Origin of the sequence: Psychrobacter sp. M13 (assembly GCF_030718935.1) — a bacterium.
Classification (GTDB): domain Bacteria; phylum Pseudomonadota; class Gammaproteobacteria; order Pseudomonadales; family Moraxellaceae; genus Psychrobacter; species Psychrobacter immobilis_G.
The window spans coordinates 664060-688177 of the sequence record NZ_CP132194.1; the positions used below are offsets into that span (position 1 = coordinate 664060).

General features: G+C 43.2%; 34 protein-coding genes, 1 tRNA gene and 1 pseudogene. 28 read left to right on the forward strand and 8 right to left on the reverse strand.

Features of this window, described 5'->3' with window-relative positions:
• Positions 1-111: 111 nt before the first annotated feature.
• The 8 genes from Q9G97_RS02825 to gatC form a co-directional block, all read right to left on the reverse strand.
• A protein-coding gene (locus Q9G97_RS02825) for an IS3 family transposase (RefSeq protein WP_305899649.1) occupies positions 112-1262 on the reverse strand; the annotation gives its coding sequence in 2 pieces (ribosomal slippage) (positions 112-1004 and positions 1004-1262; 1152 coding nt in all).
• A 178-nt stretch (positions 1263-1440) separates the two neighbouring features.
• Positions 1441-1758 carry a DNA-binding transcriptional regulator gene (locus Q9G97_RS02830; protein ID WP_305899650.1) on the reverse strand — a complete coding sequence of 106 codons (318 nt, stop codon included), beginning with the start codon at positions 1756-1758 and terminating at the stop codon, positions 1441-1443.
• Positions 1755-2066: a transcriptional regulator gene (locus Q9G97_RS02835; protein WP_305899651.1), complete on the reverse strand. Its 312-nt coding sequence runs from the start codon at positions 2064-2066 to the stop codon at positions 1755-1757. The genes Q9G97_RS02830 and Q9G97_RS02835 overlap by 4 nt, the downstream gene beginning before the upstream one ends.
• A gap of 170 nt (positions 2067-2236) precedes the next feature.
• Positions 2237-2313: transfer RNA gene (locus tag Q9G97_RS02840), tRNA-Pro, on the reverse strand.
• Positions 2314-2424: 111 nt separating this feature from the next.
• Entirely contained in the window at positions 2425-3930 is a 1506-nt protein-coding gene (gatB, locus tag Q9G97_RS02845; RefSeq protein ID WP_305899652.1) for an Asp-tRNA(Asn)/Glu-tRNA(Gln) amidotransferase subunit GatB, read from the reverse strand.
• Between the two features lie 144 nt (positions 3931-4074).
• Positions 4075-4407 (reverse strand): hypothetical protein, encoded by a 333-nt coding sequence (locus Q9G97_RS02850; RefSeq protein ID WP_305899653.1) that lies wholly within the window; start codon positions 4405-4407, stop codon positions 4075-4077.
• A gap of 106 nt (positions 4408-4513) precedes the next feature.
• Positions 4514-6010: an Asp-tRNA(Asn)/Glu-tRNA(Gln) amidotransferase subunit GatA gene (gene gatA / locus Q9G97_RS02855; RefSeq protein ID WP_305899654.1), complete on the reverse strand. Its 1497-nt coding sequence runs from the start codon at positions 6008-6010 to the stop codon at positions 4514-4516.
• Between the two features lie 136 nt (positions 6011-6146).
• Positions 6147-6461 carry an Asp-tRNA(Asn)/Glu-tRNA(Gln) amidotransferase subunit GatC gene (gene gatC, locus Q9G97_RS02860; RefSeq protein WP_305899655.1) on the reverse strand — a complete coding sequence of 105 codons (315 nt, stop codon included), beginning with the start codon at positions 6459-6461 and terminating at the stop codon, positions 6147-6149.
• A gap of 897 nt (positions 6462-7358) precedes the next feature.
• On the opposite strand from gatC, the gene Q9G97_RS02865 reads away from it, so the two are divergent.
• The 28 genes and pseudogenes from Q9G97_RS02865 (at position 7359) to rpmJ (ending at position 23924) form a co-directional block, all read left to right on the forward strand.
• A complete protein-coding gene (locus Q9G97_RS02865; RefSeq protein ID WP_305899656.1) occupies positions 7359-8387 on the forward strand; it encodes a rod shape-determining protein in 1029 nt (342 codons plus the stop codon).
• A 105-nt stretch (positions 8388-8492) separates the two neighbouring features.
• Positions 8493-9314: pseudogene (gene mreC / locus Q9G97_RS02870) on the forward strand (rod shape-determining protein MreC); the annotation flags it as partial.
• A 189-nt stretch (positions 9315-9503) separates the two neighbouring features.
• Complete coding sequence (gene mreD / locus Q9G97_RS02875) at positions 9504-9989, forward strand: rod shape-determining protein MreD (RefSeq protein ID WP_201572017.1); 486 nt, start codon at positions 9504-9506, stop codon at positions 9987-9989.
• 34 nt (positions 9990-10023) lie between these two features.
• The gene (locus Q9G97_RS02880; protein WP_305899657.1) at positions 10024-10701 is read left to right on the forward strand and encodes a nucleoside triphosphate pyrophosphatase; all 678 of its coding nucleotides are present in this window, start codon (positions 10024-10026) and stop codon (positions 10699-10701) included.
• A 153-nt stretch (positions 10702-10854) separates the two neighbouring features.
• Complete coding sequence (locus Q9G97_RS02885) at positions 10855-12528, forward strand: Rne/Rng family ribonuclease (RefSeq protein WP_305899658.1); 1674 nt, start codon at positions 10855-10857, stop codon at positions 12526-12528.
• Between the two features lie 314 nt (positions 12529-12842).
• Positions 12843-13154, forward strand: a complete 312-nt coding sequence (gene rpsJ / locus Q9G97_RS02890; RefSeq protein ID WP_025644420.1) for a 30S ribosomal protein S10 — start codon at positions 12843-12845, stop codon at positions 13152-13154.
• Positions 13155-13199: 45 nt separating this feature from the next.
• The gene (rplC, locus tag Q9G97_RS02895) at positions 13200-13838 is read left to right on the forward strand and encodes a 50S ribosomal protein L3 (protein ID WP_201572020.1); all 639 of its coding nucleotides are present in this window, start codon (positions 13200-13202) and stop codon (positions 13836-13838) included.
• A 14-nt stretch (positions 13839-13852) separates the two neighbouring features.
• Positions 13853-14455 (forward strand): 50S ribosomal protein L4, encoded by a 603-nt coding sequence (gene rplD, locus Q9G97_RS02900; RefSeq protein ID WP_305899659.1) that lies wholly within the window; start codon positions 13853-13855, stop codon positions 14453-14455.
• Positions 14452-14799, forward strand: coding sequence for a 50S ribosomal protein L23 (gene rplW, locus Q9G97_RS02905; RefSeq protein ID WP_305899660.1), 348 nt, complete (start codon positions 14452-14454; stop codon positions 14797-14799). Before rplD ends, rplW begins: the two co-directional genes overlap by 4 nt.
• 11 nt (positions 14800-14810) lie before the next feature.
• Positions 14811-15638 carry a 50S ribosomal protein L2 gene (rplB, locus tag Q9G97_RS02910; protein ID WP_201572026.1) on the forward strand — a complete coding sequence of 276 codons (828 nt, stop codon included), beginning with the start codon at positions 14811-14813 and terminating at the stop codon, positions 15636-15638.
• An 11-nt stretch (positions 15639-15649) separates the two neighbouring features.
• Entirely contained in the window at positions 15650-15925 is a 276-nt protein-coding gene (rpsS, locus tag Q9G97_RS02915; protein WP_201572028.1) for a 30S ribosomal protein S19, read from the forward strand.
• Between the two features lie 10 nt (positions 15926-15935).
• Positions 15936-16265 (forward strand): 50S ribosomal protein L22, encoded by a 330-nt coding sequence (rplV, locus tag Q9G97_RS02920; protein WP_045446615.1) that lies wholly within the window; start codon positions 15936-15938, stop codon positions 16263-16265.
• 3 nt (positions 16266-16268) lie between these two features.
• Positions 16269-16997: a 30S ribosomal protein S3 gene (gene rpsC / locus Q9G97_RS02925; RefSeq protein ID WP_201572030.1), complete on the forward strand. Its 729-nt coding sequence runs from the start codon at positions 16269-16271 to the stop codon at positions 16995-16997.
• Positions 16998-17000: 3 nt separating this feature from the next.
• Positions 17001-17414, forward strand: a complete 414-nt coding sequence (gene rplP, locus Q9G97_RS02930) for a 50S ribosomal protein L16 (RefSeq protein ID WP_192523468.1) — start codon at positions 17001-17003, stop codon at positions 17412-17414.
• Positions 17414-17611: a 50S ribosomal protein L29 gene (rpmC, locus tag Q9G97_RS02935; protein ID WP_110923946.1), complete on the forward strand. Its 198-nt coding sequence runs from the start codon at positions 17414-17416 to the stop codon at positions 17609-17611. Before rplP ends, rpmC begins: the two co-directional genes overlap by 1 nt.
• Positions 17608-17880 (forward strand): 30S ribosomal protein S17, encoded by a 273-nt coding sequence (gene rpsQ, locus Q9G97_RS02940; RefSeq protein ID WP_305899661.1) that lies wholly within the window; start codon positions 17608-17610, stop codon positions 17878-17880. Before rpmC ends, rpsQ begins: the two co-directional genes overlap by 4 nt.
• Before the next feature lie 178 nt (positions 17881-18058).
• The gene (rplN, locus tag Q9G97_RS02945) at positions 18059-18427 is read left to right on the forward strand and encodes a 50S ribosomal protein L14 (RefSeq protein ID WP_201572055.1); all 369 of its coding nucleotides are present in this window, start codon (positions 18059-18061) and stop codon (positions 18425-18427) included.
• A gap of 8 nt (positions 18428-18435) precedes the next feature.
• A complete protein-coding gene (rplX, locus tag Q9G97_RS02950) occupies positions 18436-18753 on the forward strand; it encodes a 50S ribosomal protein L24 (protein ID WP_305899662.1) in 318 nt (105 codons plus the stop codon).
• Between the two features lie 21 nt (positions 18754-18774).
• A complete protein-coding gene (gene rplE / locus Q9G97_RS02955) occupies positions 18775-19311 on the forward strand; it encodes a 50S ribosomal protein L5 (RefSeq protein ID WP_305899663.1) in 537 nt (178 codons plus the stop codon).
• Between the two features lie 12 nt (positions 19312-19323).
• Positions 19324-19629 carry a 30S ribosomal protein S14 gene (gene rpsN / locus Q9G97_RS02960; RefSeq protein ID WP_305899664.1) on the forward strand — a complete coding sequence of 102 codons (306 nt, stop codon included), beginning with the start codon at positions 19324-19326 and terminating at the stop codon, positions 19627-19629.
• A gap of 11 nt (positions 19630-19640) precedes the next feature.
• On the forward strand, positions 19641-20039 hold the full coding sequence (gene rpsH / locus Q9G97_RS02965; RefSeq protein ID WP_305899665.1) for a 30S ribosomal protein S8: 399 nt from the start codon (positions 19641-19643) through the stop codon (positions 20037-20039).
• Between the two features lie 296 nt (positions 20040-20335).
• Positions 20336-20869, forward strand: coding sequence for a 50S ribosomal protein L6 (gene rplF, locus Q9G97_RS02970; protein ID WP_305899666.1), 534 nt, complete (start codon positions 20336-20338; stop codon positions 20867-20869).
• Between the two features lie 11 nt (positions 20870-20880).
• Positions 20881-21231: a 50S ribosomal protein L18 gene (gene rplR / locus Q9G97_RS02975; protein ID WP_087040761.1), complete on the forward strand. Its 351-nt coding sequence runs from the start codon at positions 20881-20883 to the stop codon at positions 21229-21231.
• A gap of 2 nt (positions 21232-21233) precedes the next feature.
• A complete protein-coding gene (gene rpsE / locus Q9G97_RS02980; protein ID WP_201572087.1) occupies positions 21234-21752 on the forward strand; it encodes a 30S ribosomal protein S5 in 519 nt (172 codons plus the stop codon).
• 30 nt (positions 21753-21782) lie between these two features.
• Positions 21783-21962 carry a 50S ribosomal protein L30 gene (gene rpmD / locus Q9G97_RS02985; protein WP_201572097.1) on the forward strand — a complete coding sequence of 60 codons (180 nt, stop codon included), beginning with the start codon at positions 21783-21785 and terminating at the stop codon, positions 21960-21962.
• Positions 21962-22402 (forward strand): 50S ribosomal protein L15, encoded by a 441-nt coding sequence (gene rplO / locus Q9G97_RS02990; RefSeq protein WP_201572099.1) that lies wholly within the window; start codon positions 21962-21964, stop codon positions 22400-22402. The genes rpmD and rplO overlap by 1 nt, the downstream gene beginning before the upstream one ends.
• 4 nt (positions 22403-22406) lie before the next feature.
• Positions 22407-23753, forward strand: coding sequence for a preprotein translocase subunit SecY (secY, locus tag Q9G97_RS02995; protein WP_201572101.1), 1347 nt, complete (start codon positions 22407-22409; stop codon positions 23751-23753).
• A gap of 54 nt (positions 23754-23807) precedes the next feature.
• On the forward strand, positions 23808-23924 hold the full coding sequence (gene rpmJ / locus Q9G97_RS03000; protein WP_025644371.1) for a 50S ribosomal protein L36: 117 nt from the start codon (positions 23808-23810) through the stop codon (positions 23922-23924).
• Positions 23925-24118 lie beyond the last annotated feature (194 nt).

Sequence of the window (24118 nt, forward strand, 5' to 3'; positions counted from 1 at the left end):
TATTAACATGAAAGTGAATAGATTGAGTGAAGCTTATTAACCCTAAATATAATGTGTTAAAAAAGTGACCCCTGCCGTCAAATCCGTACAGTTAAACTTGGGAGATTTTAGTTACGCAGCCTGACGATAAAAGTCAAACCACACCTGTCTTGGCGACTTATAATCCAGGCCCTTTTGAATCCTCGTTTGATTGTAGTACAGCTCAATATAGCCAATGATCTCGTTTATGGCTATAAACCTTGTTTTATAGTCGTGATGATATATCAGCTCATTCTTTAATGTGCCCCAGAAACTCTCTATTGGCGCATTATCATAACAATTTCCCTTACCGCTCATTGAGCCTATGAACTGATGCTGTTTGATGATCTTGTGATACGCATGGCTGCAGTACTGACTGCCTCTGTCTGAATGAACAATCAATCCTGGGTTTGGTCGTTTGTTTTTGACTGCCATACTGAGTGCTTTGCCAACTGAGTCAGCAGTCATGCGCTTATTGATAGCATAGCCGACCAGCTCTTTAGTGTAGAGGTCTTTCACTCCTGCCAAATACAACCAGCCTTCATCGGTCCAGATATAAGTAATATCGCTGACCCAAGACTCATTAGGATGCCTAGCACCAAACTTCTGATCCAGAACGTTTGGATAGACCAGCTTGTTATGGTTTAAGTCAGTGGTTACTTTAAAGCGCTTGTGGCGACGGCATTTGATACTATGTTCTTCTTTGATACGTCTGACCATGTACAAGCTAATGTCTTGGCCTTGCTCTATTAGCTTTGCATGCAGTCGCTCACGAGCTTCACTGTGAGCAGCCCTAACCAGTAGCTCAGACTGGTGACGATGTATCTGTTGGTCGCTGATATCGCGATTTATCCAGTCGTAATAACTTGATGACTTAACACTTAGCACACGGCACATAGTGGTGTTGCTAAAGAAGATCTGGTTATCTTTGATAAAGGCGTACCTGACTAACTGTGCTTTGCAAAGTACGCGGTGGCCTTTTTTAGGATCTCTCGTTCCTCTTCGGCTACTTTAAGCTGTCGTTTGAGCTGCTTTATTTCCTGAAGAGCCGTCATAAGATCAGGATCATATTGTTCTGTGCCGATAAGCTTGCCTTGATTGGCTTTATTATGCCAATTAGATAAGGTCTGCATGGCGATGCCAAGGTGCTTTGCGGTCGCTGAGATATTGCCATTATTGTCTGCTATCTTCTTGACGGCCTCGGCTTTAAATTCGTCACTGTAGGCTCTTACTTTCTTGGTCATGATAAACTCCGATTAATACGCTTAGTTTACCAAGTTTAGGTGTACGGTTTTTTCAGCATAGCTCACATTCATGCCTTTAGCTTTTGCTACATCGTTCAAAGCTTGGATAAACTCGCTAGGTATACCATAAGCTGAAACTAAAACAACTGGCTTTTATAATTTTAGTTTTGATAACACTCTACCTTAAATTTAATAAAGTCTGCGGTGATTGAGTCGCGACTTTAAGTAGAGTAGCTGCTGAGCCTGAAGGTTGACGTTTACCTTGTTCCCAAGCTTGCAATGTGCGAATAGAGACCTGCATAATATCGGCAAACTCTCTTTGGGATAGTCCTGTCTTATGACGAGCTTCGATTGCTTCGTTTACCGTCGCCGTATGAGTTCTACTAATTTCTCCAGCATTCATTTGCTGAACACTGGCTAGCAACAGATCTCCAAGCTCATCACCTGTAAATTTGTGAGTAGTTACATCAATATTATCTAAATCATTAGTATTCATTTGGTAAGCTCCTGCTTAATCTGACGGAGTTTATGACTAGGTATAATATCCAAATTTGATTTGGCATAAATAAGTAATAAAGTAATTAAACCGTCTTCTAATTGATTAAAATATATAATTCTAACGCTACCGCTTTTACCTTTACCTGCTTGCTTCCAACGTATTTTACGACAGCCACCGCTACTTTGAATAACATCACCTGCGTCTGCGTGACTAGCAATAAAAGCGTTCAGTTCTCCTTGCTCCTCCAACGATAATAGACTATCTACCATCTTAGTGTAGATAGGTGTTTCTCTTAGAGTGTACATTCTATTATCTCTTATTATGTATACTACATTGTAGCATAAAGACTATTTTCTTTGTTTTAATATAAAAAATAATGTTTGTTTAAAAGGTAGGCTAGCTAAATCTAGTCTTTATAACCAAAAAAAAGCCAGCCATTAATTAAAATGACTGACTTCTTTAATACTGCTATGTTTGGTCGGAACGGCAGGATTTGAACCTGCGACCCCTACACCCCCAGTGTAGTGCGCTACCAGACTGCGCTACGCCCCGAATGACTGACTATTTTACGCAAATTTACTTATATTGCAAGGGTTAATTGTTTTGTAGATTAACCGCTAAATTTACATATCACAATCAGCTTATTCTATTGATCGAAGCTGCTTAATCCAACAACACTTTTAAAATCTCATTCACTTGCTGTGGATTGGCACTACCGCGACTGGCTTTCATTACTTGACCGACTAGACCGTTAAAGGCTTTTTGCTTGCCACCGCGATACTCATCGACCATCGCTTGGTTATTAGCAATAACTTCCTCAACGATCGCCTTGATCGCGCCCGTATCGGTTTCTTGTTTTAGACCTTTAGACTCAATGATTTGATCAGCGGCATCATCGCTATCGCCACCCTCACGCGCGTATAACGCGCTAAAGACAGTCTTGGCCATTTTGCCAGAGAGCGTATCATCAAAGAGTCGCTTGAGCATATGAGCCAATTGTTTAGCGCTGATAGGTGAGTCAGTGATCTCTTTATCGTCTTTATTCAATGCACCAAGTAGCTCACCCATCACCCAGTTCGCTGCGATCTTGGCATGCGACTGTCCTGTTTCCTCAACTACCGCTTCATAATAATCGGCTAGTTGACGACTACCCGTTAAGATACGCGCATCATATTCAGACAGATCAAGGTCATGCTCTAAGCGTGCTCGACGAGCCACAGGTAGCTCTGGCATAGCAGCTTTGATCTCATCGACCGTATGCTGCTCGATACGTACAGGCAACAGATCAGGATCAGGGAAGTAGCGATAGTCGTTAGCGTCTTCTTTAGTGCGCATAACCCGAGTTTGATCTTTTTCAGGATCATAAAGCATCGTCGCTTGTATGACTTTACCGCCGTCCTCTAAGATATCAATTTGACGCTCGATTTCGCGATGGATAGCGCGTTCGATATTCCTAAATGAGTTTAGGTTTTTCAGCTCAGTACGCGTGCCAAGATCGCCGCCAGGCCTACGTATCGAGACGTTACAGTCACAGCGGAACGAGCCTTCAGCCATAATGGCATCAGAGATGCCGAGCCAAGTGACCAGCTGATGGATGGCTTTGATATAAGCGAGTGCCTCGGCTGCGGAGCGCATATCAGGCTCAGAGACAATCTCAATCAGTGGCGTGCCAGCACGGTTCAGATCGACACCTGTCATACCGTCGACCGCATCATGTACTGATTTGCCTGCATCTTCTTCTAAATGCGCTCGCGTGATACCCATGCGTTTAGGGTATTCATTTTTATCCCCTTCATTGACCACCACATCGATATGTCCGCGACCGACAATAGGATTGGCCATTTGGGTGATCTGATAGCCTTTTGGCAAATCAGGATAAAAGTAGTTCTTACGGTCAAAAGTATTGAATAGCCCCAACTCCGCATTGATACCGATACCGAATTTTAGCGCACGATCGACGACGCCTGCATTCAATACTGGAAGCACGCCAGGTAAGCCCAAATCGACAATACTGGCTTGAGTATTGGCTTCATGACCAAAATCAGTTGGGGCACTTGAGAATATCTTACTGTCAGTATTTAGCTGACAGTGAATTTCAATACCAATAACTACTTCATAGCCATCGACGAGCAATTCTTCGCGAACGGCAAACTCTGTCATTTCCATCATAAAATCCCATCATAAAATTTAAATAGATCTTAAAACTGCATTTATTACTTATTATTAACTTATCTAAAGTGTTCTAACTAATACGGCTAGCGAAGTAGGCTTAGTATCAATCCGTTTGTTAAGGATTAATTCATTAAGCACCCTTTAATGATGATTCAACATCTGCGTATAAGTGTCCGCAAAAATCTCACTATTTCCGCCACTTTGATAAAAGGCAGGAATAACATAACTTACTAAGATTCTAAATTTACCTTGGCGATACAAGCTGCTTATTAAAGGTTCCACTTGCTTAGCATCTTCAAATCCATAGGGTGCAATCGTTTTTTCAAACCTTTCGTAAAACGCTGCAAAAAAACTTGGACTATCTTCGAAGTTTTTATCAAAGTATTCTTCTATCTTTTGAAGCTCTATTTTTAGAGCGTTGGCTTGATTATCATCTAAGTCATAGTCTTGCTTCATCATGTCAATAAAACTCATTTTATATCTCCAGTGAAGTAAAAGGTAAAGTTAAAAGCTAAGTCAGAATTTTGTACACTTGAAAGTTTCAGTTCGATACAGTAAGTTATTTAACTATAGCAATATCTTAAACGCTCTGTTTTGCGATAAGTGAATGCTGCAAGTGGTGATCGGTGTGTTGCTGGAATAGATGCGCTGTGGTCAGCAGCTTGCTTTCTTCCCAATGTTTACCGATAAGCTGTAAGCCTACTGGTAGGCCCTCAGACGTTAAGCCGACGGGCTGGCTGATAGAGGGCAGACCTGCAAGATTGACCCCAATAGTATAAACGTCACCTAAGTACATCGTCGCTGAATCCAAGTCATCGCTAAGCTTGTAAGCTGCGGTTGGCGCAGTAGGACTAGCAATGACATCACAACTCTCAAAGGCATCTTCAAAGTCTTTGATGATGATACGGCGTATCTTTTGTGCCTTAGTATAATAAGCATCAAAGTAGCCTGCCGACAGGGCGTAAGTGCCCATCAAAATACGGCGCTGCACCTCAGGGCCAAAACCTTCCGAGCGTGAACGAGTATACAGATCAATTAAGTCTTTTGGATCCTCGCAACGATAGCCAAAACGTACCCCATCAAAACGCGATAAGTTTGATGAAGCCTCGGCTGGGGCGAGCATATAGTAAGTGGCAAGGGTAATCTCAGGATCAGTAATAGTGACTTCAACGATAGTAGCGCCCAGCTCTTCATATTTACTCAATGCCGCGCGTACTGATTTTTCGACCTCACTATCAAGACCTGCACCGAAGTACTCTTTGGCGACACCGATGCGTAGACCCGCGAAAGGCTTATCGCCTGCATTGGCTACTGCTTCATCAAGATCGCTCACGTAGTCAGGCATATCATGTTTGATAGACGTGGCATCACGTGGATCATGTCCGATCATTGGTTGCAGCAGATACGCACAGTCGCGAGCGCTATGACCTAAGCTACCTGCTTGATCTAGGCTTGAGGCATAAGCAATCATGCCAAAGCGTGATACTCGGCCATAAGTCGGTTTGATACCGGTTAACCCACAGAATGATGCAGGTTGACGAATCGAGCCACCCGTATCGCTGGCAGTAGCTAGCGGGACGAAGCCTGCGGCAACCGCAGCGGCACTGCCGCCTGATGAGCCACCAGGTACACGCTCCAAATCCCATGGGTTTTGTACCGTGCCATAATAAGAGCTGCTATTATCAGAGCCCATCGCAAACTCATCCATATTCAGCTTACCTAAGCTAATCATGCCCGCGTTTTCGATATTCGATACGATAGTGGCATTATAAGGCGAGACAAAGTTATGCAGCATTTTTGAGCCACAAGTGGTCAGTACGCCTTGAGTGCAAAAGATATCTTTATGTGCCATAGGAATACCCAGTAGCATACGATTATCACCTTGTGCACGCATCTCATCAGCGGCTTTTGCTTGCGCAAGCGCTGTCTGGGAAGTATGAGTAATAAAGCTGTTAATCTTGCTATCTAAGGCGTCAATGCGCTTGATATAATGCTCGGTTAATTCCAAGCTGCTAAATTGTTTATTCTGCAGACCCGCAATCAATTGCTGGGTGGATAAATGATGAATCTCAGACATAAGGGGTCGTCCGTCATAATGTTAATAGTGCTAAGTGCACTAAATAAGAAAATAGTAGTGATGCCATTTAATATAACTAAGCTAATCGTATAACTGAGCTAGTTTATGTACTAGGCTGAGCCATTATTCGATGCTGTTATTCAATAACTTGCGGCACTAAATATAAACCTGCCTCTGTTGCTGGCGCGACAGATTGATTACGCTCACGATCGATATCATGATGGGCAACATCAGCGCGTAGTTCTTGGCAAGCCTCATGGATATTGGCGAGGGGCGTCAGCTCGTCAGTGTCGACAGCGGCTAGCGTATCCATCAAAGTCAATACTTTACTGATCTCATTAGCATAACTGTCAGCAGTATCGGCATCGACACCTAAGCGAGCTAAGCTGGCAACTTCTAATATTTCTTGACGACTGACGCTACTATCACTAGTTGACGTTTGCGGTGACATAATTTCTCCAATTAAAGCAGTGTTAAAAAAGGATAAGAAACGACTACGTAAATAGTTAGAGTCGGGCTAAATAATTTGAAACATAAACTATCATAAGTCATTTATTATAAAGCATCTGAGATGATTTTACAGAATATGAGCGCTTATTCGCCCGCAATTGTAAAGAGTGAGTAACATGAGCTGGTGATTATTTATTTATTATCAATTGTTTGCCTATTTATAGAACAAATAAGATACAGTAAATACTAGGGTCTGTTGAACATTCGAACGTGGCACTGACAGAGACTATTTTTTAGGCGCTTCGCAGATAAAAATTGTAAGTTTAGTCATTCTAAGCGTCTATTTTTAGCAATGAAGCGGCAAAAAAGAGTCCTGTCCCACTCGAGCACAGCTCTCGTCTTGCGAACGGGCAAAGCAGTGCTTTGCTCGATCCGTTCTCAGGGCTGATGCTAAAATCGCTCTATTCGTTGTAAAAATCTAGCTAAGGCATCTGCATTATCTGCTATTTTTACTTAGACTAGAACCATTTTAGCTATCAGCAGTGCCCTCTTGTGAATGTTCAACAGACCCTAGATAATAAGTAGATTGAGAAGATTAACTGAATTCTTTATAAAGTCTCAATTTCAGTAATAACTTTGCTATTTATGAGATTAGTAACAAATTCTAGCATTTTAAATGAATATCATGCACTACTACTAAAAATAGCTGTGTTTTTTCCAAGCTAAATCGGTATAATTTGTCCCACCTTAATAGTGTTGTTTAGGCTTTACTTGTTGTGTCGGTAAGCTTTCGTTACCATAGGCGGCTAATGCTAGCCTATTTATTGCCAATAAGTACGTCTTAGCTCTCTCATTCGCCTCATTTGCCTTATTTTGTAAAGCGCTGGATATACTAGTCATGAACCCTTTTGGATTTTTATCAAATAACATTGCCATCGATCTTGGCACTGCAAACACGTTAATTTTTATTCCTGGTAAAGGGGTGGTGCTCGATGAGCCTACCGTTGTTGCTCTGCGTAGTAACCGTACCCAAAACCCAACCGTAGCCGCAGTCGGTATTGATGCTAAGCAGATGCTGGGTCGTACGCCCTCTAACATCACTGCTATCCGCCCTTTAAAGGATGGCGTTATTGCTGACTTTGAAGTGACGCAAAAGATGCTTAAGCATTTTATTGCTAAAGTAAAAGCCAAGCGTTTTATGGCGCAACCAAATGTCGTGGTTTGCGTGCCTTGCAAATCGACCTTGGTTGAGCGAAAAGCCATTCGTGAGGCAGTATCGTCAGCAGGTGCTAGCAAAGTATTGTTGTTAGAAGAGCCTATGGCTGCTGCAATTGGCGCAGGTATGCCGGTACATGAAGCGAGTGGCTCTATGGTCGTCGATATCGGTGGCGGCACCACTGAGATTGCAGTTATCGCTTTGTCAGGTTGTGTTTATGCTGAGTCGATTCGCATCGGTGGTGATATGTTTGATGAAGCTATCATCACTCACGTACGCCGTACGCATGGTTGCGTCATTGGTGAGACTACCGCTGAGCGGATCAAAACAGAGGTTGGCACAGCGCTTAATGAAAGTGAACAACTAGAAGTAGAAGTTCGTGGTCGTAGTATGGCAGAGGGCGTTCCTAAGACTTTTATTGTCAATTCAGAAGAAGTGCAAAAAGCGCTGAGCGACCCATTGAGCGGTATCGTCAGCGCAGTAAAAGCAGCACTTGAGCAGACGCCACCAGAGCTATCATCAGATATCGCCGAACGTGGTATTGTTCTAACAGGTGGCGGAGCCTTGCTACGTGATTTGGACAAGTTGATTTCAAGAGAAACAGGCCTGCCTGTCTCTGTGGCAGAGGACCCATTAACGTGTGTCAGTCGTGGCGGTGGTATGGCGCTTGATTTTATTAATAACAAAAGTTTGAATATGATCTTTGTATAAGTTTTTGAGTTTAAGCAGTATAACTAAAATATAAAATTTAAGGCAGTCGTAAAGACTGCTTTTTTTATAGCAGTATCTTCAAGCATGGATAAAGTTAGATAATTTATGATCCCAAGTATTTTTGCACGCCAGCCTTTATCACTACGTATTACTGCTATTGTATTAATAGCAGCGCTCATACTTATGTGGTTTGATAGCAAAAATCCTGAATGGTTCAAACCAGTGCGCAATCTTAGTCATTCGGCAATGCAGCCTATCTATGAGTTGTCCTTGTTGCCAAGCTATGCCAGTCATTGGGTGAGTGGTAGCGGCCAATCAAAAGAATCACTACGCCGCGAAAACGTTCAGCTCAAATCCCAGCTTATTCACGCCCAAGCCAAACTGCAACAGCAGGACTATATCTTAGCGCAAAATGCGCGGCTGCAAGGTGTATTGTCAACGACTAGGCCTGAACAGTTCGATCTAAATTTAGCGCAAGTGATCGGTACTGACACTAATCCGCTCAAACAAATCGTCGTGCTCAATAAGGGCGAGCAAGACGGGGTACAGGTCGGGCAAACCGTCATTGATGAAGATGGTGTATTAGGTCAGATTATCAATGTTTATCCGAATACCAGCCGGTTACTGTTAATCACCGATAAGCAGCAGTCGGTCGCCGTGACCATCAAGCGTACTGGTCAGCGCGGTATTGTAACGGGTGAGGGTATTCCGTCCTCATTGCGATTAAACTATGTTTTTAAGACCTCAGATGTGCGCGTTGGTGATGAGCTAGTATCATCAGGCCTAGGTGGTCGGATTCCTGCAGGTTTTAGAGTAGGGCGCGTTGCACTCATTAAGGATACCCAAGCGGATAATTTTAGAAGTATTAACGTTACCCCAGCGGCTAATTTTATTGACAATGCTTATGTACTTATTTTGCAAGATAAAGCGACTGTTGCTGCTGATATCGACCAGCCAGAATTTGCTACTGCACCAAATACGCCTATAGCAAATACTTCTATAGATAGTAGTGCTATAAGTTCGATGGCAACACAGTCAAATCATCAGTCAACATCTCAGCTAAGCGCTCAAAACCTTGTAGCAGCTACTCATGATTCAGTGTTGAGGTAGGCTGTCATGATATACCCAGAATCTGAGCACCCCACAGGTTTTTTACTATTAGCCATTATACTAAGTTTCGTGGTTGCCTCATCGCTAAATGTTTATCCTTTGAGTCCGACTATGGCGACTTTGCGGCCGATGGTGATGATCATGGTGTTGATTTTTTGGTTGATGTTTCAGCCGCGCTATGTCGGGTTTTTCATTGCCTTTACTATTGGCCTTATCGCTGATTTATTGCTGGATACACGCTTAGGACAGCAAGCCTTTGCGGCGGTAGTCGTAGCGCTAGTGGTCAAGACGAGTAGTATTTATATCAAGCAGCTTAACACTGCTAGCGCTTGGTTTATAGCGACATTAGGGCTAATCGCTTTTCAGCTGAGTCTTTGGGTCTTGCAGCTCATTACACAAAATGCTTTTGTTATTCAGTCAGGCTTATCTATAGTGATGAGTATCTTAAGCTGGCCATTAATTTTATTAGCGCTACGCAAATTTACTCGCTAAATCAACAGATCTCAATATACTTAAGAGAGCCATCATGGACATTATCTTAGCTTCAGGCTCACCGCGTCGCCGTGAGCTACTGACGAGCGCACAGCTTGACTTTCAAGTAATCAGTGTGGATATCGACGAGAGTGTCTTGACGGATGAGTCGCCGCAAGACTATATCCAACGTATGGTCGCAAGCAAAGCTGATGCTGCGATTAAGCAATTAGATCTTAACGATCAACACCATCAGCCTGAATTATATATGTCATCCGATAGCTTTATTATGTTGACCGCTGACACTATAGGCGTCTTGCCAGATGGTAAAACCGTATTGGTCAAACCTGAGGATCGCGCCCATGCGTATGATATGTGGCAGCAAATGTCTGATAATACCCATCAGGTCTGGACGGCGGTGCAAGCGACGTTAGTCGTAAGGGATCATGAGTCTTTAGTAGCGACATGGCAACAACAAATTATAGAGCGTACAGCGGTTAGTTTTGTTCCACTAACACTTTCAATGATGAGCGATTACTGGGATAGTGGCGAGCCTGCGGATAAGGCAGGTGCTTACGGTATTCAGGGTTTAGCCGCAGCTTGGGTCACTCATATCAATGGCAGTTATACTAATGTCGTCGGCCTGCCATTAGCACAAACTTTGGCGCTTATAAATAAAGCATCTACAGAATACAATCGTCAAAGTGCTAGGTGTCTGAGTGCCAGTCACTAGGTTTCGCCATTTTCTTTTTCTTTATAGCCTTCGCCACTCTTAAAACTGTATTGAGACACATAATGATACGGCTATACAGTGGGCGAGCCTGAGCGCGTTTGTTACACTATCAGCTACAAAATCATCTATGAGCATAATAAAAGAAGAGGCCCTATGTCTGAAGAGCTACTAATTAATGTCAGTCCTATGGAATCCCGAGTAGCTGTGCTGGATAACGGAGTCTTAGGTGAGATCTATATCGAGCGCCATCATAAGCTTGGCTTAGTAGGCAATATTTATCTAGGGACAGTGGTACGAGTGCTACCAGGTATGCAAGCTGCGTTTGTCGATATTGGACAATCACGCACGGCTTTTTTACATGTGAATGACATGCAGCGAGAGCCACGCCCACAAGCTAGTATCGGGCCCTCAATAGTTCAGATGGATGATAAGACTGCTGATAAAAACGACACCATCGATAGCATTAATAGTATCAGCAAAATAAACAAGACTACTAATGATGCGCCAAGCACTAATGAGAAAAGTGCCACTGTTATATCCGCTGATAATATCAATGCAACACCACCTGTTGTACTGCCAAAAAGTACAGTTACCATAGCTAGCAAAAGCCTTATTCAAAATCGCTTGCATGAGTCTCAGCGCGTGTTAGTACAAGTCACCAAAGATCAGCTGGGGAGTAAAGGCGCGCGTTTAACCACTAACATCTCTTTGCCCTCGCGGTATCTTGTTTACTTGCCATCGAGTGATCATATTGGTATCTCACAGCGTATCGATAGTATTGATGAGCGCACTCGTCTCAAGACTGAGCTGACTAGTTTGATGCAAACCGTCAACCTAAAAGGCGGATTGATTGCGCGTACGGCAGCTGAGCGCGTCCCTGTTGATAAGCTTGAAGAAGATATCTACTATCTTTTGCAACTATGGCGCACTATCTGTGCGCGTCGCCAAGAGATTACTCATCATCAAAGCTCTGAGCTTATTTATCAAGAGCTATCGCTACCACTGCGCTCTATTCGTGATTTAGTGCATAGTGACACCGAAAAAGTTATTATCGACAATGCACAAATCTATGAGCAAGTACTCCGTTTTGCCAAAGAGTTTGTGCCTTTTATCGAAGAGCGTATTGTTCATTATACCGCTGAACCTGCACTCTTTGATGTGCACCGCGTTGAGGAAGATCTGCGTGATGCTCTCAAACGCCGTGTTGATCTAAAGTCTGGCGGTTATCTGATTATTGATCAAACTGAGGCAATGACCACTATTGATGTTAATACAGGCTCTTATGTTGGTGGTCGTTCGTTAGAAGACACCGTATATAAGACCAATCTTGAGGCCACCCATGCGATAGCCAGTCAGCTGCGCCTGCGCAATTTAGGTGGTATTATCATTCTTGATTTTATTGATATGCTTGAGCAAGAGCATAAAGATGATGTACTTACTAGCTTGCGAGAGCAACTGGTTCGTGATTATGCTAAGACCAATATCACCCAAGTCAGTGAGCTAGGTCTAGTTGAAATGACTCGTAAGCGCACGCGTGAGTCACTAGGCCAACAGTTATGTGAGCCATGCGTGACTTGTCAAGGTCGCGGCTTTATAAAAACCGCTGAAACGGTCTGCTTTGAAATATTTCGTGAGATGATGCGCTGCGCTCGTACTTATAACTCACCGAAGAAGTTTACCGTTGTCGCTCACGCTGCAGTTATTGATTTATTACTGACCTCAGAGGCGGACACGGTTGCTGACTTAGAGTATCTACTTGGGCGAGTGATCACTTTTGAAGTGGAGAATCTATATACTCAGGAACAATATGATATTGTTTTGGATTAGAGATTGTCCTTGCAATGAGCTACAAGGTGTGTATAATATACACCACTGAATTATATAAGCGCCGCCAAGTAAACCGCTGGCGCTATAACAGCTAGAGCATCGTTTCTAGCACTATTTCATTATGCCTTTGCTGATTTCCATATTAATAGGAGATTCGGCGGGGCTTTAAACTATTTTGCTTTTGATGGCAGCGGGTTTTGATAAAAGACAAGCGATCATTGCAAGTGAATATTTAATTAAACGGCTTTTTATCATTACCTTGTATTGCGTCGCATTGCAAGAATGACAAAAACACATATTAGGAGCTTGCTGGCATGGCTAACCAGAGAATCCGTATCCGTCTTAAGTCTTTTGATCATCGTTTGATTGATCAATCAGCACAAGAGATTGTTGATACTGCAAAACGTACCGGTGCGCAAGTTTGTGGTCCTGTACCGTTGCCGACTCGTATTGAGCGCTTCGACGTTCTAACCTCGCCACACGTCAACAAAGATGCTCGTGATCAGTACGAAATCCGTACTCACAAGCGTATGGTTGATATCGTTCAGCCTACTGACAAAACTGTGGACGCGCTAATGAAGTTAGATTTAGCAGCAGGCGTTGACGTTCAAATTGCTTTGGGTTAATGCAACATATCCAAACCATTAATAGAAGATATAAAGAGGTTTAAAATGGCGATTGGTTTAGTCGGTAAAAAATGCGGCATGACCCGTGTCTTCACTGAGGCAGGCGCATCTATCCCTGTTACAGTAGTAGAAGTTGACGCAAACCGCATTACTCAAGTAAAAAACACGGATACAGATGGTTATCAAGCCATCCAGATCACTACTGGTACTCGTCGTGATAGCCGCGTAACTGCTGCTCAAAAAGGTCACTTTGCTAAAGCTGGCGTAAAAGCTGGTCGTGGTGTTTGGGAGTTTCGTGCTAATGAGAGTGATCTTGAAGGCCGCGAGATTGGTGGCGAGATACTAGCTGACTTGTTCGAACAAGGTCAGATGGTTGATGTTACAGGAACGAGTAAAGGTAAAGGTTTTCAAGGTCCTGTAAAACGTCACAACTTTAGTATGCAAGATGCGACTCATGGTAACTCAGTATCTCATCGTGCACATGGTTCAACTGGTCAAAACCAGTCACCAGGTAAAGTATTCAAAGGCAAAAAGATGGCGGGTCAGATGGGTAACAAGCGTGTTACTGTTCAAGGCCTAGAAGTGATTTCAGTTGATGCTGAAAAAGGGTTGCTTGTCATCAAAGGTGCTATCCCAGGTGCCACCGGTGGCGATGTTATCGTACGTCCGTCAGTCAAAGCCTAAGCAAGGGGATTAACGTGGATTTAAAAACAGTTACAGGTGCGGCGGTTGAGCTTTCTGATACGGCTTTTGGTCGTGAATTCAACGAAGCATTAGTGCATCAAGTCGTCACCGCTTATTTAGCTGGTGCTCGTCAAGGTACACGCGCACAAAAAACCCGTGCCGAAGTTTCTGGCGGTGGCATTAAGCCATGGCGTCAAAAAGGTACTGGTCGTGCTCGTGCAGGCTCTATTCGTAGTCCAATCTGGCGTGGCGGTGGTCGTACATTCGCGGCAAAACCACAAGATTGGTCACAAAAAGTTAACCGTAAAATGTACCGTGGTGCTATGCAGTGCATCTTAGCCGAATTGATTCGCCAAGAGCGTTTGATTCTGGTTGAAGATATGACTATGTCTGCACCTAAGACCAAAGATCTTATCGCTAAATTAAATGATTTAAACGCACCACGTGCTTTGATCATTACTAAAGAAGTCGATGAGAACTTGTACTTAGCGGCTCGCAACATTCCAAATGTCAATGTACTCGGTACAAGTGAAGTGGATCCAGTGAGCTTGATTGCTTTTGACAAAGTAATCATGTCAGTCGAAGCGGCGAAACAATTTGAGGAAGCACTAGCATGAATAACGCAAGACTTTATCAGATCCTAAGAGGACCTGTCTTCTCAGAGAAATCTCAAATGCTTGGCGATTCACTTGGTGTACAAGTATTCAAAATTGATTCTAAAGCGACTAAGCTTGAAGTCAAAAAAGCAGTTGAGTTGATGTTTGAAGGTGTTGAAGTTACTAAAGTAAACACTTTGAATGTTAAAGGTAAGACAAAGCGTTTTGGTAAAACTATCGGCCGTCGTAATGACTATAAAAAAGCCTATGTTACCTTAAAAGCTGGTCAAGATGTACAAATGGCTGATGCTGGTGAGGAAGTAGCTAATACTGCTCCTGCTAGTGAAACAGCGAACAACGAATAAGGATTACACTCATGCCTATCGTAAAAGCAAAGCCAACATCACCAGGCCGTCGTTTTGTTGAAAAAGTTGTGCATCCACACCTTTACAAAGGTCGTCCGTTTGCAGCACTTCTAGAATCAAAAAGTAAGTCAGGTGGTCGTAACAATAATGGCCGCATCACGTCGCGTCATATTGGTGGCGGTCATAAACAGCATTATCGTATTATTGACTTTAAACGTACTAAAGATAATATTCCAGCGATCGTAGAACGTATCGAATATGATCCTAACCGTACCGCTCATATTGCATTACTTAAGTATGCTGATGGCGAACGTCGTTATATCATTGCTGCTAAGAAGCAAGCCGTTGGTGATACTGTACTATCAGGTGAAATGTCACCTATTCGTCCAGGTAACTGTTTACCGCTTAAAAACATCCCTTTGGGTACTGTGATCCATAATATCGAACTTAAAATCGGTAAAGGCGCACAGATGGCTCGAGCAGCGGGTGCAAGCGTACAGTTACTAGGTCGTGATGGTATCTATGCAATCCTACGTATGCGTTCAGGCGAAACTCGCCGTGTGCATATCAATTGCCGCGCCGTTATTGGTGAAGTCTCTAATACTGAAAACAACTTGAAATCACTTGGTAAAGCTGGTGCGTCACGTTGGAGAGGTATTCGTCCTTCCGTTCGTGGTGTCGCAATGAACCCAGTTGATCACCCACATGGTGGTGGTGAAGGTCGTAACAAAGGTCGCCATCCTACTAGCCCTTGGGGTCAGAAGTCTAAAGGACTGAAAACGCGTCACAATAAGCGTACTGACAATATGATCATCCGTCGCGCCAAGAAGAAGAAATAAGGAAGAATTTCATGCCTCGTTCATTGAAAAAAGGTCCATTCATTGATGCGCATTTGTTTGCTAAAGTTGAGACTGCTATTGAAGCCAACTCACGCAAACCGATCAAAACTTGGTCGCGCCGCTCGATGATTCTGCCACAAATGGTTGGCCTAACTTTATCTGTTCATAATGGCCGTACTCACGTACCGGTTATCATTAGTGAGCAGATGGTTGGTCATAAACTAGGTGAATTTGCTCCGACCCGTACCTATCGCGGTCACGGCATTGACAAGAAAGCTAAGAGATAAGGTGCTTACCATGGAAGTAACTGCAAAATTACGCGGTGCCGCCATCTCGGCACAAAAAGTTAGACTCGTTGCTGATGAAGTTCGTGGCAAATCTATTGAGCGTGCTTTGGATATCTTAACGTATAGCAATAAAAAAGGCGCTGTGTTTGTTAAGAAATGCCTTAACTCAGCTATCGCCAATGCCGAACATAACAACGGTTTAGATATTGATACGTTAAAAGTATCGACTATCTACGTTGATGAAGGCATTACGCTAAAACGTATCCTACCACGTGCTAAAGGTCGCGCTGATCGTATCAGCAAACGTACCTGTCACATCACTATAAAGGTAGGAGAATAAGTTATGGGTCAAAAAGTACATCCAATCGGAATTCGTCTTGGTGTTGTAAAAAAGCATAACGCAAACTGGTATGCTAGCCCTAAACAATACTCAGAATACCTCATTAACGACATCCAAGTTCGTGAGTATCTCCGCAAAAAACTAGACAACGCTATGGTCAGCGGTATTATGATCGAGCGTCCTACTGGTGCTGCTAAGATTACCATTTCCACTGCGCGTCCTGGTATTGTTATCGGTAAAAAAGGCGAAGATATTGAAAGACTTCAAAAAGAATTGACCAAAATTATGGGCGTACCTGCTCAGGTCAACATTGAAGAAATCACCTCACCTGATCTTGATGCTCGTTTAGTAGCAGAAGGTATCGCAAGCCAGCTTGAGCGTCGTGTTATGTTTCGCCGTGCTATGAAGCGCGCCGTGCAGAACAGTATGCGTTCTGGTGCTAAAGGCATTAAAGTTGAGCTGTCTGGCCGTCTTGGCGGTGCTGAAATTGCTCGTACTGAATGGTATCGTGAAGGTCGTGTACCTTTACATACGCTCCGCGCTGATATTGACTATGCGTCAATTCGTGCAGAGACTACTTACGGCACTATCGGTGTAAAAGTTTGGATCTTCCGTGGCGAAATCCTTGACGGTATGAACAGTGTTTATAATCCCGTTAAAGAAGAGCCTCGCGCGCCAAAACGCCGTGGTCGTGGTGGAAACGGAAATCGTCGAAACTCAGACAGAGGGTAAACTATGTTACAGCCAAAACGTACCAAGTTTCGTAAAATGCATAAAGGTCGTAACACTGGGCTTGCTCATCGTGGAAGCACCGTTGCATTCGGACAAATTGGTCTAAAATCTTTGACTCGTGGTCGTATGACTGCCCGTCAAATTGAAGCAGCACGTCGTACCATTACTCGTAAGATCAAACGTGGTGGTAAAATTTGGATTCGTGTATTCCCAGACAAACCTATTACCAATAAACCATTAGAAGTACGTATGGGTAAAGGTAAAGGTCCTGTAGAATATTGGGTATGCGAAGTCAAACCTGGTAAAGTGCTATATGAAATCGAAGGGGTTTCAGAAGAACTTGCTCGCGAAGCGTTAACGCTTGCTGCAGCAAAACTGCCCTTTAAAACTACCATTGTTAAGCGGACGATAATGTAATGAAGATCAGTGAATTACGTGATAAATCATTAGAAGAACTGACTCAGTTACTTGATGAAAAGCAACTTGATGCTTTCCGTATTCGTATGGCTAAAGCAACGGGTCAGTTGGGGAATACCCATGAAGTTCGTGGTAATCGTCGTACGATCGCCCAGCTTCAGACTTTGATTAACGAGAAACAACGAGGCGACTCATGAGCGATAACAATCAAGCAACTAACGCAAGCTTATTGACCGGTCGAGTTGTGAGCGACAAGATGGATAAGTCCATCACAGTTTTGATTGAGCGTCTGGTTCGTCATCCTTTGTATGGCAAGCAGCTTCGTCGTTCAACCAAAATCAAAGCTCATGATGAGAACAACGTTTGCCAACAAGGCGACCTTGTCCGTATCAAAGAGACGCGTCCAATTTCGAAAACTAAAGCTTGGACTTTAGTGGAAGTGATTGAGAAAGTAGAAAAAATCTAAGTAAATTGCAATAAAGACTAGAAGCTGTTAAAATAGCCGCCTTTTTAGGGATGCCGTATGTGCTTTGTGCACATCATTAGCACTAGAGAAGTTGGTTATTGATATTAAAATGCCGACGACTCATACTGAGCTTGCGGCAGCAACTGGTTTTTATTGCTCATACCTGTGGAGTAACGCTATGATTCAGGTTGAATCTATGCTGGAAGTTGCAGATAATAGCGGTGCAAGACGAGTTCAGTGCATTAAAGTACTGGGTGGTTCTCATCGTCGTTATGCATCAGTCGGCGATATCATCAAAGTAACGGTAAAAGAAGCCATTCCTCGCGGTCGTGTCAAAAAAGGCGATGTGATGAATGCAGTAGTTGTACGTACCAAAAAAGGCGTTCGTCGCCCTGATGGTTCGGTTATTCGTTTTGACGACAATGCTGCGGTATTGTTGAACCAAAACAAAGCACCGATTGCAACTCGTATTTTTGGACCGGTAACTCGTGAACTACGTGGTGATCAGTTTATGAAAATTGTATCCCTAGCACCAGAAGTATTGTGAGGTAACCCATGGCTAAATTACGTAAAGGCGATACAGTTATCGTGATTGCTGGTAAAGACAAAGGCAAGCAAGGTACTGTTCAAGCTGTTAAAAATGACCGTATTAAAGTTGAAGGCATTAACATTGTCACTAAACATCAGAAGCCAAATCAGGCGACTGGCGTTGAGGGCGGCATTTTAAAGCAAGAAGCTTTTTTACATATCTCAAATGTCGCAATTTTAAATGCGCAAACCCAAAAAGCAGACCGTATTACTTACCAAAAGAATGATGATGGCGTTAAACAACGCGTTTATCGTTCGAATGGTGAAGTTGTGGCGACTGCGTAAGACACTAAGGGTGTAATGGTAATGGCAAGATTAAAAGCTTTATATAACGATGAACTAAAGCAAAAGATTAAAGAAGAACTTGCTTTAGATAATGTGATGCAAGTGCCTAAAATCACTAAAATCACTTTAAACATGGGTGTAGGCGGCGCGTCTCAAGACAAGAAATTGCTTGAAGGTGCAGTAGCTGATATGACCGCGATTGCTGGTCAAAAACCTGTAGTCACCAAAGCGCGTAAATCAATTGCAGGCTTTAAGATTCGTGAAGAATGGCCAATCGGTTGCAAAGTAACGCTACGCGGTGAGCAAATGTACGAATTTTTAGATCGTCTCATTGCCGTTGCTATTCCTCGTGTTCGTGACTTTCGTGGTTTTTCACCTAAAGCCTTTGATGGACGTGGTAACTATTCACTGGGTATCAAAGAGCAAATCGTATTCCCAGAAGTAGACTTTGACAAGATTGATCGTATCCGTGGTATGGATGTGACTATCACAACGTCAGCTACTACTGATGACGAAGGTCGTGCGCTACTTAAAGCATTCGGCTTCCCATTTAAATAAGGTAAAGACGTTATGGCAAAGAAGAGCATGATTAACCGCGAATTAAAGCGCGAAAAAATGGTTGCTAAGTACGCTGATAAGCGCCTTAAGCTAAAAGCGACTATCAACGATATCAATGCAACTGACGAAGAGCGTATGGATGCGATGCTAGAGCTACAAGCCCTACCACGTAACTCATCGCCTGTACGTCTGCGCAATCGTTGTGCTATCACAGGTCGTCCTCATGGTTATTTCCGCAAGTTTGGCTTATCACGCAATATGTTGCGTGAGCGTGTCATGCAAGGTGATGTACCTGGTGTTCGTAAAGCAAGCTGGTAAGGAGTAATTACATGAGTATGCAAGATACTGTTGGGGATATGCTAACCCGTATTCGTAACGCCCAAATGGCTAATAAAGTTTCAGTAGCTATGCCAAGCTCTAAGCTACGTAAATCTATCGCTGACTTATTGGTTAGTGAAGGTTATGTTGCTAGTGCTGAAGTTAAAGCTGAAGATAACAACAAAGCAACGCTAACTATCGAATTAAAGTACTTCGAAGGCAAAGCCGTTATCGAAACTATCCAACGTTACAGCCGTCCTGGTTTACGCCAGCATCGCGGTAAAGACGCTATCCCTACTGTAAAACAAGGTATGGGTGTTGCTATCGTATCAACTAGCCAAGGTATCATGAGCGATCGTGCTGCACGCGCTGCTGGTATCGGTGGTGAAATCGTCGCATTTGTAGCGTAAGCTGCAATTCATTATTAATAATTAGTAATGGCACGATGAAGTCTATTTGATTTCTATAGATCAGGCTTATAAGCTCTAAGTTAATTTTTTAAATTAAACGTTATGAGCCTGATACCTATCAATATTATAAAAATTTCATCTAATGGATAGTTTTATAATATTGACAGGTGCTTAATAGAGTCGTTTATGATAAACTAGCACGCTTTTTAGCCTGTTAGTTTTTTCGCTATTATCATAGTCTTAGTTTTGATGATGGTTTGCTAACAGAAGATTTTAATTTTTTAAGGAATACTCCTATGTCTCGTGTGGCTAAAGCCCCGGTAACACTGCCTAGCGGCGTAAGTGTTACTTTGAACGATCGGCAGGTCGAAGTGAAAGGCAAGAACGGTACTTTGTCTTTACGCCTGCACGAATTGGTCGAGCTGAAACAGGAAGATGATGCTATCATTCTCTCACCTACAGTCGATTCAAAAGAAGCTATGATGCATACTGGCACCGTCCGCGCTTTGCTTAACAACCATGTTAAGGGCGTAACTGAAGGCTTTGAGAAACGTCTTCAATTGATTGGTGTTGGTTATCGTGCACAAGCTACTGGCGATAAAGTAACCTTGAACGTCGGTTACTCACATCCAGTAGAATACACGTTACCTGAAAGTGTGTCAGCTGAAACCCCAACGCAAACTGAAATCGTTTTGAAATCAAACGATAAACAGCAGCTTGGACAAGCTGCGGCTAATATCCGTGGTTTCCGCCCACCAGAGCCTTATAAAGGCAAAGGTATTCGTTATAGTGACGAGCATGTGATTCGCAAAGAAGCCAAGAAAAAATAAGGTGAGTTGAAATGTTTGATAAAAAAGCAGCTCGTCTACGTCGAGCAAAGAAAACCCGCGCGCATATCCGTGTTTTAGGTGCACATCGCCTTACGGTTAATCGTACGCCAAAGCATATCTATGCCCAGATTATCTCTCCGAACGGTGGTGAAGTGATTGCACAGGCATCTACCTTAGACGGCAGTCTGCGTTCAGGCGCAACTGGTAACACTGATGCAGCGACGTCTGTAGGCCAATTAATCGCAGAGCGCGCAAAGGCAGCTGGCATTACTAAAGTTGCTTTTGACCGTAGTGGTTTTAAATATCATGGTCGAGTAAAAGCTTTAGCTGAAGCTGCTCGCGAAAACGGATTGGAGTTTTAATCATGGCTAGAAATGACAATAGAAATGATAAAAATGAACAAAGTGATGGTCTGGTAGAGCGTTTGGTTACTGTTGATCGCGTTGCTAAAGTCGTTAAAGGTGGTCGTATTTTCTCGTTCACTGCATTGACTGTCGTTGGCGATGGCAATGGCCGTGTTGGTTTCGGTCGCGGTAAAGCCCGTGAAGTGCCAGCTGCTATTCAAAAAGCACTAGAAGCTGCTAAGCGCAATATGATTACTGTTGAGCTAAATGATGCAACTTTATATCATCCGATCAAATCACGTCATGGCGCAAGTAAAGTCTATATGCAGCCTGCATCTGAAGGTACTGGCGTAATTGCCGGTGGCGCAATGCGTGCCGTATTAGAAGTTGCTGGTGTTAAAGACGTTTTGACTAAATGTTATGGTTCTACCAACACTGCTAACGTGGTTCGCGCTACGTTCAATGGTTTACGTGATATGTCAACTCCAGAAAAGATGGCAGCAAAACGTGGTAAATCTGTAGACGAAATTTTGGGCTAACCTTTTATAGATAGGAATAGGTGAGTTACTATGAAAACAATGAAAGTTACTCAGTTTAAATCGGGTGCCCATCGCCTCAAGAGCCACAAAGCTAGCTTGAAAGGATTGGGTTTACGTCGTATTAATCACACTGTAGAAGTTGAAGATACTCCTTCAACTCGTGGTATGGTCAATCGCGTTAACTACATGGTAAGAGTGGAGGAAGCGTAATGGGACTTAGATTAAATGAATTATCACCAGGTGTTGGCGCCAAGAAAACTGCCCAACGTCGTGGTCGTGGTATCGGTTCAGGCCTTGGTAAAACAGGCGGCCGTGGTGTAAAAGGTCAGAAGTCACGTTCAGGTTCTAGCATACGCTCAGGATTTGAAGGTGGTCAAATGCCATTATACCGTCGTCTACCAAAATTTGGTTTTACCAGTAAGATGGCAATGACGACTGCTGAAGTACGTCTGTCTGAACTTAATAAAGTTGAAGGCGATGTAATCAGTGTTGCTACCCTAAAAACAGCTAACATTATCCGTCATGATATGAAGCGTGCGCGCATCATCTTGTCAGGTGAAGTCACTAAAGCTTATACCTTCCAAGGTGTAAAAGTGACTAAAGGCGCCAAGCAGGCAATCGAAGCTGCTGGTGGTAGCATCGAGGAGTAGTAACGTGTCAAAACAATCAGTGTCATCGTCAGGCATTCCGCTCAACCCATTCGCTTTTATACGTAAGTATGATGAGCTATGGTCGCGTCTGCTATTTTTGATCGGCGCATTGATTGTTTATCGTTTAGGGTCACATATTCCTGTACCTGGCATTAATCCTGTCAATTTAGCCGATCTGTTCTCACGTAATGAGAATACCATCTTGAGCATGTTTAACATGTTCTCAGGTGGGGCATTAGAGCGGATGTCTATTATGGCACTCGGTATTATGCCGTATATTTCGGCGTCTATTATTGTACAGATGATGTCAGCAGTACTACCTTCGCTTGAAGCGCTTAAAAAAGAAGGCGAGGCGGGACGACGTAAGCTAAATAAGTATACTCGTCAGGGGACACTTGGATTGGCTTTGGTACAATCTTTGGGGATGTGTGCAGGTCTTATCAGTCAGAATTTGACGTTATCAAGTGGTCTTACCTTCTATATACCTGCAGTGACCTCACTGGTCGCAGGTGCTATGTTCTTAATGTGGCTTGGTGAGCAGATTACAGAGCGTGGGGTAGGTAACGGCATTTCAATGCTTATTTTTGCCAGCATTGTGGCGGGTACGCCAGGTATGATTTCGCAATCTATCGAACAGGTCAATCAAGGTCAAATGAACTTGATTGTACTCTTTATCTTTGTGGTATTAGGTGTCGCGGTAACTGCGGGTATCGTTTATATAGAACGTGCTCAGCGCCAAGTGCCTGTTAACTACGCACAAAAGCAGCAGCAAGGTCGCAAAATTTATGCTCAGCAGCAGTCACATTTGCCGCTGAAAATTAACATGGCTGGGGTTATTCCTGCTATTTTTGCTAGCTCTTTGTTATTGTTTCCAGCGAGTTTAGGACAGTGGGTTGGTCATTCAACAGATCCTACCTTTGTACAAAAGATATTGCAGAATATGGCGTTAGTATTGTCACCAGGACAGCCGCTATATTTAGTCTTGTTTGGTGCGATGATTATTTTCTTTTGCTATTTTTATACGGCATTGGTCTTTAGTCCGCGTGAAGTTGCTGAGAACCTTAAACGTAGCGGGGCTTATATCCCTGGTATTCGCCCTGGACAACAAACTCAACGTTATCTCGATCATGTATTGAACCGCTTGACCTTTATTGGCGCGATGTACATGACGGTGATATGTTTAATGCCTATGCTCATCCAGTCAGGTTTTGGTGTGCCGTTTAACCTCGGTGGTACGTCGTTACTGATTATGGTGGTTGTGGTAATGGACTTCATCTCGCAAATCCAAGCGCATTTGATGACCCATCAATATCATGATCAGACGTTAATTCAGTCGCCCAATCAGCCTTAATGGTTCTTAATATTTAAGAGTAAATGAACAAGGCGATACTTCAAGGAAAATACGATGAAAGTTCAAGCATCAGTAAAAAAGATTTGTGGTAGCTGTAAGATTGTCCGCCGCAAAGGTCGTGTACATGTTATCTGTACAGCAGAGCCACGCCATAAGCAACGTCAAGGTTAATAGATCAATCAGCTTTGCGACTCGCTGAGCTGATTAATTCAATTAATGCTTGAAAAATACTGGCGGATGAGATATCATCCGCCACTTGCCGTAGTTGCTACCTATAACTTTTATACTTTATCTCCTTTAGCTTAAATGTTTTGGAGCGATTTATAAAGTTTAAGGTATTAACCGCAATAACTCTGAAAAACAAT